The sequence below is a fragment of the Duganella radicis genome (assembly GCF_009720825.1).
Taxonomy (GTDB): Bacteria; Pseudomonadota; Gammaproteobacteria; order Burkholderiales; family Burkholderiaceae_D; genus Rugamonas; species Rugamonas radicis.
In genome coordinates, this window is record NZ_WNKY01000018.1 from 50,417 (window position 1) to 62,783 (window position 12,367).

The 12,367-nt window shown below is 64.9% G+C and carries 11 protein-coding genes; 4 read left to right on the forward strand and 7 right to left on the reverse strand.

From position 1 onward, the window contains the following. Nucleotides 1-51: 51 nt before the first annotated feature. Both GM676_RS17110 and GM676_RS17115 read left to right on the forward strand, forming a co-directional pair. The gene (locus tag GM676_RS17110) at nucleotides 52-1,755 is read left to right on the forward strand and encodes a methyl-accepting chemotaxis protein (protein WP_443093168.1); all 1,704 of its coding nucleotides are present in this window, start codon (nucleotides 52-54) and stop codon (nucleotides 1,753-1,755) included. Between the two features lie 46 nt (nucleotides 1,756-1,801). After that, nucleotides 1,802-2,308 (forward strand): hypothetical protein, encoded by a 507-nt coding sequence (locus GM676_RS17115; RefSeq protein WP_155464961.1) that lies wholly within the window; start codon nucleotides 1,802-1,804, stop codon nucleotides 2,306-2,308. On the opposite strand, the gene GM676_RS17120 is transcribed toward GM676_RS17115, so the two are convergent. The 7 genes from GM676_RS17120 to GM676_RS17150 form a co-directional block, all read right to left on the reverse strand. Further along, complete coding sequence (locus tag GM676_RS17120) at nucleotides 2,309-3,622, reverse strand: sensor histidine kinase (RefSeq protein ID WP_155464963.1); 1,314 nt, start codon at nucleotides 3,620-3,622, stop codon at nucleotides 2,309-2,311. Then, nucleotides 3,619-5,166 (reverse strand): sigma-54-dependent transcriptional regulator, encoded by a 1,548-nt coding sequence (locus GM676_RS17125; RefSeq protein ID WP_155464964.1) that lies wholly within the window; start codon nucleotides 5,164-5,166, stop codon nucleotides 3,619-3,621. The genes GM676_RS17120 and GM676_RS17125 overlap by 4 nt, the downstream gene beginning before the upstream one ends. A gap of 3 nt (nucleotides 5,167-5,169) precedes the next feature. Continuing rightward, a complete protein-coding gene (locus GM676_RS17130) occupies nucleotides 5,170-6,366 on the reverse strand; it encodes an ABC transporter permease (protein ID WP_155464965.1) in 1,197 nt (398 codons plus the stop codon). Then, a complete protein-coding gene (locus GM676_RS17135) occupies nucleotides 6,366-7,604 on the reverse strand; it encodes an ABC transporter permease (protein WP_155464966.1) in 1,239 nt (412 codons plus the stop codon). The genes GM676_RS17130 and GM676_RS17135 overlap by 1 nt, the downstream gene beginning before the upstream one ends. A 9-nt stretch (nucleotides 7,605-7,613) precedes the next feature. Further along, nucleotides 7,614-8,276 (reverse strand): ABC transporter ATP-binding protein, encoded by a 663-nt coding sequence (locus GM676_RS17140; protein ID WP_155464967.1) that lies wholly within the window; start codon nucleotides 8,274-8,276, stop codon nucleotides 7,614-7,616. Between the two features lie 13 nt (nucleotides 8,277-8,289). Then, the gene (locus tag GM676_RS17145) at nucleotides 8,290-9,537 is read right to left on the reverse strand and encodes an efflux RND transporter periplasmic adaptor subunit (protein ID WP_155464968.1); all 1,248 of its coding nucleotides are present in this window, start codon (nucleotides 9,535-9,537) and stop codon (nucleotides 8,290-8,292) included. A gap of 192 nt (nucleotides 9,538-9,729) precedes the next feature. Continuing rightward, nucleotides 9,730-9,966: a hypothetical protein gene (locus GM676_RS17150; protein ID WP_211923247.1), complete on the reverse strand. Its 237-nt coding sequence runs from the start codon at nucleotides 9,964-9,966 to the stop codon at nucleotides 9,730-9,732. 59 nt (nucleotides 9,967-10,025) lie between these two features. Here GM676_RS17150 and GM676_RS17155 point away from each other — a divergent pair, with 59 nt between their 5' ends. Both GM676_RS17155 and GM676_RS32790 read left to right on the forward strand, forming a co-directional pair. Then, nucleotides 10,026-10,814, forward strand: coding sequence for a transporter (locus GM676_RS17155; RefSeq protein ID WP_155464969.1), 789 nt, complete (start codon nucleotides 10,026-10,028; stop codon nucleotides 10,812-10,814). Between the two features lie 12 nt (nucleotides 10,815-10,826). Further along, nucleotides 10,827-12,365, forward strand: a complete 1,539-nt coding sequence (locus tag GM676_RS32790) for a methyl-accepting chemotaxis protein (RefSeq protein ID WP_155464970.1) — start codon at nucleotides 10,827-10,829, stop codon at nucleotides 12,363-12,365. Nucleotides 12,366-12,367 lie beyond the last annotated feature (2 nt).

Sequence of the window (12,367 nt, forward strand, 5' to 3'; positions counted from 1 at the left end):
ACTACACCAATCTTTAACCGGTAGAATGAATACATCTACCTTGCAAGGAGCATGTTGATGGCAACCATGAAAGTAGGCACCCGGCTGAGTCTGGGCTTTGGACTGGTACTGGTGCTGTTGCTGCTGGTTGCCATGCTGGGTGTGTTCAACATGAGCACGATCCATGCCAAGCTCGACCGCATCGTCAACGAGAATGCCGTCAAGACGCAGCTGGTGAACGATATGTCGGAGTCGGTGCATATCGTGGCGCGCGTGACGCGCAGCGTGGTGCTGCTCAATGATCACGCCGCCATCCGTCGGGAAATGGACAAAGTCATCAAGGCGCGCGAGGTCTACAACAAGGCGGTGGAGGCGCTGGCCAGCATGCCGGCCACCGCCAGAGGCGTGGCAATTCGTGACCGCATCGCCGGCCTGGCAAGGCAAACGCGTCCGCTCAATGACAAGGTGATCGAACTGGCGCTGGCCAACAACGATGCCGAGGCGACCGAGGTGCTGATGAAGCAAGCCGGCCCCAGCACGCAAACGTGGCAAGACACCATGGATGAATACGCCGCGCTGCAAAAAGAGACCAACCAGGCCGACGCGGCCGCGGCGGCCGCCGCCTACCAGCGCGCGCGCCTGTTGATGCTGGTGCTGAGCGCCGCGGCGATTGCCGTCGGGGTGATCGCGGCGGTGCGCATTGCGCGCGGCCTGCTGCGCCAGCTGGGCGGCGAACCCGATTACGCGGCGGCGATTGCCGGCCGCATCGCTTCGGGCGACCTGACGGTGGTGGTCGACACCCGTGGCAACGACCAACAGAGCATGCTGCACGCCATGAAAATGATGCGCGATGCGCTGGCCCGCATCGTGGCCGAGGTGCGCACCGGTACCGAGACCATCGCCTCGGCCTCGACCCAGATCGCCAGCGGCAATCAGGACTTGTCGTCGCGCACCGAGCAGCAGGCCAGCTCGCTGGAGGAGACGGCGTCCTCGATGGAGGAGCTGACCAGCGCGGTGCGCGCCAATAACGACAACGCGCGCCAGGCCAATCAGCTGGCGCAGTCGGCTTCGGCGGTGGCGCAGCAGGGCGGGGCGGTGGTGTCGCAGGTGGTGGATACCATGGGCGCCATCAACGAATCGTCGCGCAAGATCGTCGACATTATTTCGGTGATCGACGGCATCGCCTTCCAGACCAATATCCTGGCGCTGAATGCGGCGGTGGAAGCGGCCCGTGCCGGTGAGCAGGGACGCGGCTTTGCGGTGGTGGCCTCGGAAGTGCGCACGCTGGCGCAGCGTTCGGCCTCGGCGGCCAAGGAGATCAAGGAACTGATCGGCACCTCGGTGGAGAAAGTGGAGATTGGCAGCAAGCTGGTGGAGCAGGCCGGTCACACCATGGACCAGGTGGTGGCCAGCGTGCAGCGCGTGACCGACATCATGGCCGAGATTTCCACCGCCGGCGATGAGCAAAGCGCCGGCATCGAGCAGATCAACCAGGCCGTCAGCGAGATGGATACGGTGACGCAGCAAAACGCCGCGCTGGTGGAGGAGGCCGCCGCGGCGGCCGAAGCCATGCAGAATCAGGCGGCCAATCTGGAGCGCGTGGTCAGCGTGTTCCGGGTCGATGGCGCGCAGCGCAGCGTCGCTCCGGTGACGGTGGCCAGGCCGGCGCCGCGCCTGGCCGCGGTCAAGCCGGGCGCGCCGCGTGCCACCGCGCCGGCGCCGCGCGCGCCCCGCGTCACCGCCGGCGGCAATGAAGGAGATTGGGAAGAATTCTGAATCTGACTATAATCGCGGCAGTATCAATCTTAATGGATGAGTCGCGATGAAAGCTCTGTTTGCCCTGATGTTGGTTTCGACGGCCGCGCTGGCCGATGACGCGGCGCTGCTGAAATGCCGCCAGCTGGAAGACGGCCCGGTGCGCCTGGCCTGCTACAACGCCATTGTGGTGAACCCGGCGGCGCCCGCGGTTGCACCAGCTGCCGCCGCAAACGCCGCCGCTCCCGCCGCGCGCGCCGCCGTGCCGGCCTACACCACGGTGGCCGCGCCCACCGAAGCGGAGATGGCGGCCATGTTCGGCCGCGAACCGGAGATCCTGAAATCGGCCCGTCTGCAATCGATCGAGACCAGCATCGCCGGTCCGTTCGACGGCTGGGTGCGCGGCCAGCGCATCCGTCTGGCCAACGGCCAGGTCTGGAAAGTGGTGGACGACACGGAAGACGTGGTGGAGCTGAACAATCCCAAGGTGACCGTCAAGCGCGGCCTGCTGGGCGCCATCTTCCTCGACATCGAAGGCGCGCACCGCAATCCGAAGGTGCAGCGCGTGCAGTAACTAAAACCAGATATCGAAGCTGGTCGCGCCGGTGCCGGTGGCGGCCAGCCGGTAGTGGAAGCCGTGCCGGTTCAGCACTTCGCGCACGAACAGCAAACCTATGCCCTGACCGCCTTTCTTGGTGGTGAAGAAGGGTGTGAACAATTGCCGCGCCGGCACCTCGCCCAGCAGGTTGCCGCTGTCGGTCACCGACAGGCGCACGCGGCCTTCTTCCCGCGCCAGTACGAAGGCGATCCGCTTGTCCTCGCCGTGGCCGGCTTCGGCCGCTTCCATCGCATTTTTCACCACGTTGAGCAGCGCCTGCTCCATCAGGTGACGGTCCATGGCGATGGCCGGCACCTCGTCGCAGCGCTCCCAGGCGATGCGGATGCCACGGCTGCGGCACTGCTCGCGGTACAGGTAAAGGATGTCGTCCATGATGTCGCGCACGGCGTTGGGACGCGGTTCCGGCGCCGGCATTTTCACCACGCGCGTGAAGCGTTCGATGAATTCACCCAGGCTGGCGTTGCGGCGCTGGACGGCGTGGATGGCGGTGCTGAAGTCCTCGCTGTCGCGCTCGGCCAGCTGGCTGCGGTAGTAGAGCAGGGAGTCCAGCACCGAGCCGGTGGCGGCGACCGTGTTGTTGACTTCGTGCGCGAGCACGCGGATCAATTTTTCATAGGTGGCTTTTTCCGAGCTTTCCAGCTCCTCGGTCAGTTCCTCGACCAGCAGGAAATGGCGGGCGAAGCCGCGATCGTAGAACTGGCCGCGCTGGCCGCGATAGCGCCGGCCGTCGGCATCGGCCAGTAGCTGCGAGTCGCCCAGCGGCAGGGCGTCCAGCTGGGTAAGCAGCTCGGTTGGCGGACAGTCGGCCAGTTTCTTGCCTTTGGCGTCTTGCAGTCCGGGCAGGGCTTGGGCGCTGGCGTTCAGCAGGCTGATGCGGCCGTCGAAATCGAACACGATCACCGCGCTGGGCGTGGCTTCCAACAGGCGGTCGAGGAAGCCTTGTTGTTCGCCGATCTGCAAGCGTTCCTGATACAGCGCGCCCAGCATGGTGTTGAATAGCTGGACCAGCTCGTTGAGTTCGGCGTCGCCGCTGGTTTGCAGGCGGGCGGCGTAGTGCTGGTCTTGCAGCAGATCGTGGAAGTGGCGCGTGTAGCCCAGCGGCTCCAGCGCGCGGCGGATCAGGCCGATGCCGAGCGCGAGGCTGAGCAGCACGGCGGCCTCCAGTCCCAGCATCAATGCAGGCTGGCTGCGGAACAGCAGCACGGTGATCGCCAGGAACAGCAGGTGCGCGACGATCAGGTAAGCGTACAGCCGCCGCCGCAAGCTCATCGCCAGCCGCCGCCCATGCGGCCCGCGCCGGCAGGCGCAACCCCGGCGCGGCGGGAGACGTCGGCGTGGCGGACCGGAGGCGCCGTGAGGCCGTGATCGGCGCCGCCCATGCGTGCGCCGGCTGCGGCGTGGGCGAGGTTGCCGGCATCGGTGGCGACGGGTGCGCTGCCGAGGCCGTGGCGTTCGAGGCGGCGGTACAAGGCGGTGCGGCTCAGGCCCAGCGCCTTGGCCACGCGCGAGATGTTGCCTTGATGTTGTTCCAGCGCGTGCACGATCATGTGGCGCTCGACCTGTTCCAGCGTCATGCCATCCACGCCCAGCCGCGCGCCTGCCGCGCCCGGCCCGCCGCCATGCTCATGCTGCTCGACCGCGACAAAATCCGCCTGCCGCAATTCGCTGCGCCCAACCAGCAGCAAGGTCCGCTCCAGGGTCTGCTTCAACTGCCGGATATTGCCCGGCCACGGCTGCGCGCTCAGCCACTCCAGCGCCTGCGGCGTAATCGTCGCCGCCGGCAAGCCGTAGCTGGCCGACACTTCGCCGATGATGTGCCGCGCCAGCAGCGGAATATCGCTGCGCCGCTCGCGCAAGGGCGGCAAGCGGATGGTGATCAGGTTCAGCCGGTAAAACAAGTCCTCGCGGAACTCGCCGCCGGCCACCAGTTCCGCCAGCTCGCGATTGGTGGCCGACACCACCCGCACATCGGCCTTCTCGCTGCGGCTGGCGCCCACCGGTTGATAGGTCTGGTCCTGCAACACCCTCAACAGCTTGACCTGGTCCGAGCGATTGAGCTCGCCTATCTCGTCCAGAAACAGCGTGCCCTCATGCGCTGTGGCGACGTGGCCCTTGCGGTCGGTCTTGGCATCCGTGAACGCGCCGCGCACGTGGCCGAACATCTCGCTCTCAAACAAGGACGGCGTGATGGCGCCCATATTGATCTTGACGATGGCCTTGCCCGCGCGCGTGCTGTTGCGATGAATCGCATCGGCAATCAACTCCTTGCCGCAGCCGCTCTCGCCCAGTATCAGCACCGGCGCGCGCGTGTTGGCGACCTGGCCGATGGTGGTCAGCACCTTCAGCAAGCGTGGATGCTCGCCGACGATCGCGCTGAAGTCGAACTGCGCATCGAGCGCCTGGCGCGACGAACGCGCCGCCGGCGCAGCGGCTTCCAGCGTGGTGCGGACCAGCTCCGCCAGCTGCGTGTTATCCCACGGCTTGGTGAAGAAATTGGCCGCGCCGGCCTGCATGCCGCGCACCGCCAGCGCGATCGATCCCCACGCCGTCATCAGCAGCACCGGCAGGGCCGGGTGGGCGGCGCGGATCGACGCCAGCAGCTGCAAGCCTTCCTCGCCGCTGGTTTGCAGCGAAAAATTCATGTCCTGCAAAACCAGATCGACCGGCTGCGACGCCAGCATGGTCAGCGCCTGCTTCGGATCGTCCGCGCACAGCGCGTCGTAGCCCGACTGCTTGAGCAGCAGGGCCAGCGACACCTGCACCGCGCTGTCGTCGTCGATAATTAAAATGCGTTGCTTGCGAGTGGAGTCCATTATTTATTCATAGTGCAGCGCTTGGGTCGGACTCAGGCGCGCGGCGCGCCAGCCGGGGTAGAGCGAACAAAGCAAGGATAGCAGATAGATCACACCTGCCGATAGCAGCGCCGCGCCGAAAAACACCGTCCAGTTCAGGACTTCGCCAAACACGCCGGTCAGCGGCAACTGCACCAGCAGCACCAGCGCGATCAGCATGGCGCCGCTGCTGAGCAGGAATTGCTCGGAGATGATCTGCCGGTAAATGGCGCCGGCATCCGCGCCCAGCGCGCGGCGCAGGCCGATCTCCGGGATGCGCTGGGTGGTGTTCTGCCACAGCACACCGAACAGGCCGAACGCCACCATCACCAGCAGGAAGGACGCGATCACCGCCAGGATCACCAGCGGGATGGTCTGCGTCTTGAGCATGGAGGCGCGCGCATCGGCCTGCGGGGTGATGACAAAGTTCCAGTCATTGCGGATTTGTTTGAGCCGGGCGTTCAGCCTGGTCTCAAAGCTGCGCGGCGTGCCGGGCTTCACCTTGAGCATGATGTTGTTGGCCGCGTCCCTGCCCACGCCCGGTAGCCAGCGCGGCAGCATGAAGTAGACCGGGTCCATCAGCTCGCCATGCGAGCGGAACTCCTCCACCACGCCGACCACGCGATAGCGCTGGCCTTGCGTCTTGTCGCGTTTTTGCACCGCGAAGATCTGGCCGATCGGGTTTTTGCCGGCGAACCATTTGTCGGCCAGACGGCGGTTGATGACGGTGGGCGCGGCGTCGGCGTTGTCGTCCATGCTGGAGAAGAAGCGCCCTTGTGCGATGCGCATGTCCATGGTGGCGAAGTACTCGTCGCTGACGCCCATGCCTTCCACCGTCAGTTGCTGGCTGCCGTCGGGCAGGACGTAATCCTCGGACCAGCGCGCCATCTCGTAGGTGCCGAACGAGCTGAAGGCCACCGATTCCACTTCCGGCAAATCGCGCAGGCTGCGCTTGATGTTCTCGAAGAGAATGGGATCGTTGGGCAAGTCCTGGGCGGCGCGAATGCTGACCGACCACTGGTTCTTCCAGCCGTGGCCGGTCGGTAGCTGGAACAGCTGCCAGTAGCGCAGGCCGAAGGCGGCAATCGCAAACACCACCAGGAAGGCCAGCAGGATTTCCAGGCTCAGCATCATGTTGCGGGACTTGCGTTTCCAGATCAGTTTCAATAAATGGCGCAGCATTATGTGTTTCCTTTCAGCGCGTGGACCGGTGCCAGGCGCGACATTTTCCAGGCCGGGATCACCCCCGACAGCACGCCGAACACCAGCGTGATCAACAGGCCGTAGCCGAACACGGCGAGGTTGAGGTGGACTTGCAGATAGGGGATGAGCCCGGAGCCTTCCAGCCACCACAGCACGCCGGCCGCCAATACCAGCCCGATGGCGCCGCCGATCAGGCACAGCAGCACGTTTTCCATCACCAACTGGCCGACCAGCTGGCGGCTGGTGGCGCCGAAGGCTTTGCGCACGCCGATCTCGCTGCTGCGCTCCAGGATGCGGCCGATGTTCAGGTTGACCAGGTTCAGCGCCGGCAGGGCCATGAACAGCAGCATCAGCACAATGATCCAGGTCAGCAGGGTGGCGGCGCCGCCATCTTCGGTCTGGTCGTTGAGCAGGGTGCGCGCGAACAGCGCCAGCTTGGAGTCGCCCCACATGTGGGTGACGTTGAAGATGTTGGGATCGTCATACTGCACGGTCTTGGCCACTTCCATGATTTCCTTGCGCAGCGCCGGCAGTTCTGCCGGCGAGCGCGCCATCATGATGGCGACAAAGCCGCCGAACAGCTTGCTCCTGTAGTCGCTGGACGGCTGCGACGTCACTGGCGCCCAGATGTCGGAAAAGGCGTTGACGTGCATCTCGTCCCTGACCACGCCGATCACGGTGAAAATCTGGCCGCCGGCGCTGAACTTCTGGCCGAGCCAGCTCTGGCCCGGGAACAGCAGGCGCGCGGTGGATTCGTTCAGCACGGCCACCATGCGGCCCTGCGCCACGTCTTCGGCATCGTACAGGCGGCCTTGCAGCAGGGTGAAGTCGAGGATCTTCCAGTATTCGGCATCGGTATGGCGCATCAGCAGGCTGCTGACCTGGTCTTGCTGGTAGACCGAGACCGGCATCGGGAAGGTGGTGGCCGACACCAGCTCGGCATGCTTGAGCGGCTTGAGATACTGGTCAATCAGCTTGTAACCGAGCGTGCCGCGCCGCTGGCCGCCCTTGCCGGTGTGGCTGGACTCGACCATGAGCATTTGCAGATAGCGCTCGCTCTTGCCTTCCACACCGGTGGGGTAGAAGGTGTTTTGCAGCAGGGCCGTCACCACCATCAGCACCACCAGCGTCAGCACGATGCACAGCAGATTGATGGCGGTGAACAGCTTGCGGCGCATGAAGACTTTCCATGCCGTCAGCAGATAGTTGCGGAACATGCGGGCTCCTTAAGCGACCAGCTGGCCGTCGAACACGCGCACCACGCGGGTGGCCTGCCTGGCTTCCTGCTCGTTGTGGGTGACCATGACGATGGTGGTGCCTTCGCTGTGCAGCTTGAGCAGGATGTCCATCACTTCCTGGCCCATCTTGCTGTCCAGGTTGCCGGTGGGTTCGTCGGCCAGCAGCACTTGCGGCTGGCCGACGATGGCGCGGGCGATCGCCACGCGCTGCTGCTGGCCGCCGGACAACTGGTTCGGATAGTGGTCCATGCGCGCGCCGAGACCGACCTTTTCCAGCGCCTCGCGCGCCAGCCGCTGGCGCTTCTTGGTGGAGACGTTGCGGTACAACAGCGGCAGCTCGACATTGTCGATCACGCGCAGGTCGTTAATCAGGTGGAAGCTCTGGAAGATGAAGCCAAAGGTGTTGTTGCGCAGCTTAGCCACGTACTTGTCCTTGTACGAAGCGACCGGCGTGCCGGCCACGTGGATGCTGCCGCTGCCCGGCTCATCGAGCAGGCCGATCAGGTTCAGCAGGGTGCTTTTGCCGCAGCCGCTGGGGCCCATGATGCTGACGAATTCGGATTTTTCGACGTGCAGGTCGATGTCCTTCAGGGCCAGGGTTTCGACCTTGTCGGTCTGGTAGGTTTTGCTGACTTTGTTCAGGCGGATCATGAAGTGCTCCTTGTTATTGGGCCACGCGGACGCTGTCGCGGTCCTTGTAGCGGCTGGTGTCGGAAATGATGACTTGATCGCCGGCGCGCGCGCCGGACAGGATTTCGACGGCCTTGCCATCGCTGGCGCCGATGTTGAGCGTGGTCTTGCGGGCGACGCCGCCGTGCACCACGAAAATATCCTGCGGGCCGCGGCCGTTGAAGGCGGGGCCGCTGTCGGCCAGCAGGGTGTTTTGTTTTTGCTCGGTGATGATGTTGACCTCCACCCGCAGCTTGTTGCGCAGGATGCTGTGATGCGGCTCGGCCAGCGTCACCAGCAGCTTGACGGTGCCGTTCTGGATTTCCGGCAGCACCGTCTGGACCTCGCCTTGCAGCCTGGTGTTGCCTTGCTCGACCAGCACTTTCTGGCCGGCGCCGAGGGCGCGCGCGTGGAAGTCGGACAGCGAGGCTTCCACTTTGTAGTTGTTCAGCTCCGAGACCTTGGCCACCAGTTGGCCGGTGCCGACGCTGGCGCCTTCGTCGGCCAGCAGCCAGGTCAGCATGCCGGCGAACGGCGCGCGCACCTGGGTTTGGGCCAGCAATTGTTGCTGTTCGCCGAGCTGCTTTTGGAGGATGCTTTTTTGCAGGCGCGCGCCTTCGATATTGCTGTTGGTGACGCGCTTGCCGTCCTCGATCTGCTCGCGGTGCTGGCGCAGCTGAATCTCGGTGCGCTGGACGTTGAGTTCGGCGGTCAGCAAATCCTCGGCCGAGACGCCGCCGGCCTTGCGCAGCGTCTGATAGCGGCCGAGCTTGACGCGGGTGGCTTGCAGGTCCAGCTCCAGCAACTCGATGGCGCTGCTGAGCTGCTTGCGTTTCTGCTCCATCTCCAGCGTCAGCGCGAGGATGCGGTTTTCCTGCTGCGCCAGCTGCTCCTTGAGCGAATCGATGGCCAGCTGGATGGTGCGGTTGTCCAGTTCCAGCAGCAGCTCATTGGCCTGCACCTGTTGGCCGAGCTTGGCGTGGACCTTGGCCACGCGCGTCTGGATCGGGCTGGACACCAGTTCCTCGTGTACTGGAATCACGATGCCGGAAGCGTTGATGGTGTTGGCGATGCTGCCGGTGCGGATGGTGGCGATGCTGACGTTGCTGGCATCCACGCTGGGGCTGACGGCGCGGTTGATGGCCCAGGCGGTGAGGCTCAGCGTGGCGAGCAGGGCGGCCACCGCCAGCGCGGTCTTGCGCTTGCGGCGGGCGATGATGGCGGGGGCGATTTGGGTATCCATGCCCATCGTAGTGCAAACCGCGTGCCACACCTTTGATAAAAGGATAAAACCATATAAATCAAAGGCCTAAGCTGGAACTTCCGGCCGCTCGCCACCTACCCGATTGCCCGTCCCCGCCCACCACCGTCCGGAAACGGACACTCCTCCCGAAGCGAACGATGTGGTCTTCGCTCACTATTTCATTGAGCTTACTTAATCATTGCTGCCGTCATCCGTCCGCGTCACCCACACCCGCCGCCAGCCCGGCTTGCCCGCTTCGGTCTGCATCCCGTTCCTGAATGCTTCGGCCTTCTCGGGCGGCAAGCGCGAGGCGTCGCGCGGCAGGGGCTGGAAGTAGGCGGTGCCGTCGCGGCCGTTGTCCGACAGGTGGTCGTTCAGGTAGGCCAGGAAGGCCGCAAAGCCGGCCGGGGCGAGTTTTTCTATCGTCATCTTTCAATGTGGGAAATGTGTTAGGGTAGTGTCCATTGTGCATCATTAACGGAGAAAGTATGCCGCGTTTGTGGGCCGCCGCCTTGCTGCTGGGTCCTTTGCTGGCCTGCGCCGCCGAGGAAAAAGACCAGATCGTCACTGACCGCCCCGATTTCGTGGAATCCAGTAATGTCGTCGGAGCCGGCCGCTTTCAGATCGAAACCAGCTTCGCGCTGGACCGCAACAAGGCCAATGGCGTCAAAGAGCGGACTTATTCGACCCCGACCCTGCTGCGCTTCGGCATTAGCGACACGCTCGAAGCCCGGATCGAAACCGACGGCCGCATGCGCCTGGTCACGGACGATCTCGCGATCGGCACGCGCACCACGGAAAACGGCTATGCCGACGTCTCGCTCGGCGTGAAATGGCATGTGGCCGATGAGCGGGGCGCGCGGCCCTCGCTCGGCGTGCTGGCCCATGTCGACCTCGATAGCGGCAGCGGCAGCTTCCGCGCCGCCGGCAAGGGCGGCTCGCTGCGGCTGGCGGCCGAGTGGGAATTGCCCAACGATTTCGGACTCGGCGTCATGCCCGGCGTCGCCTGGCAGCACAACGACAATGGCGAGCGCTACACCAGCGGGATTTTCGGTATCGTACTGGGCAAGGAGTGGAGCGAACGTTTCCGTACCTTCGTTGAATACTCGGCGCCGCAGATCGCGCGCGGCCGCAACGGCGGCTCGGTCACCACCTTCGATATCGGCGGCGCCTATCTGCTGACCGACACCGTGCAGGTCGACACCGCGCTGTCACGCGGCCTGAATAAAAACACGCCGGACTGGAGCTGGACCGTAGGCCTGTCCATCAAATTCTAAGCAGGAGACGCCATGCGACTCACGATCAAGCAGCGCTTGTTGTTGATTAACCTGGCGACGCTGCTGTTCGTCGGTCTGGTCGGCTTGGTCGGCTACTACGCGGTGCACGTGCTGGACGTGTCCATGGATGCGATCAGCACCAATAGCGCGGCCATGAAGGATCAGTTGCAAGCCGACCAGGCCCACGACGCCCTGCGCGCCGACGTGCTGGCCGCGCGCCTGGCGGCCGAGAAGAACGATCCGGCCGAGGTCAAGGAGGTACGCCAGGACACGGCCGAGCATATCGCGCTGTTCCGCAAGCTGATCAAGGAAATGGACGCCGCCAGCACCGATGCCGAAGTGCGCCAGGCCATGGAAAAGGTGCGGCCGGACGTCGACCGCTATCTGAAAAGCGCGGAAGAAATGGTGGCGCTGTCGCTCAGCGATCCGCCGGCGGCGCAGGCCAAATTCGCGGCCTTCATGGACAGCTTCCGCGTGCTGGAAAAAAGCATGGCCGCGCTGAGCGACCTGATCGAGAAAAACTCGGACGCCACCAAGCAGGTGGGCGACGAGGCGGTGGTCCGGTCGCGCATCCACATTATCGGTTTCGGGCTGCTGGCGGTGGTGGTGTCGCTGGTGGTGGGGCAGATGATTTCGCGCTCCATCCTGCAACCGCTGGACGCGGCGGTGGGCTTTGCCTCGCGCGTGGCGCGGGGCGATTTGTCGGTGCCGCTGGTGGTGGAAGAGGGCGACACCACCGAAACCGGCCAGCTCAAGCGCGCCCTGCGCGACATGAACGGCAGCCTGCACGGCATCGTCAGCCAGGTGCGCGGCGGGACCGATGCGATCGCGCTGGCCTCGGGTGAGATTGCGTCCGGCAATCTGGATCTGTCGTCGCGCACCGAAGCGCAGGCCAGCTCGCTGCAAGAGACGGCGTCGTCGATGGAGGAGATGACCTCGGCGGTGCGGCAGAATTCCAGCAACGCCGGCGAGGCCAATCAGCTGGCGTCGTCGGCGGCGCAGGTGGCCACGCGCGGCGGCGCCGTGATGGCGCAGGTGGTGGACACCATGGGCGGCATCAATGCCTCGTCGCAGAAAATCGTCGACATCATCGCGGTGATTGAGGGGATTGCGTTCCAGACCAATATCCTGGCGCTGAACGCGGCGGTGGAGGCGGCGCGCGCGGGCGAGCAGGGGCGCGGCTTTGCGGTGGTGGCGTCCGAGGTGCGCAGCCTGGCGCAGCGCGCCGACGCGGCGGCCAAGGAGGTGCGGCAGCTGATTGAAGCCTCGGCGGCGCAGGTGCAGGAGGGCAGCGCGCTGGTGGGACAGGCCGGCGGCACGATGGAGGAGATCGTGTCGAGCATCCAGCGGGTGACGTCCATCGTCGGCGAGATTGCCGCCGCCAGCCGCGAGCAGGAAATGGGCATCGACCAGGTGAATCAGGCCATCGCCACCATCGACACCGCGACCCAGCAGAATGCGGCGCTGGTCGAGCAAGCCGCCGCGGCGGCGGCGGCCATGCAGGAACAGGCCGCTCAACTGGCGGAAGCCGTGGAGGTCTTCCGCCTGTAAGT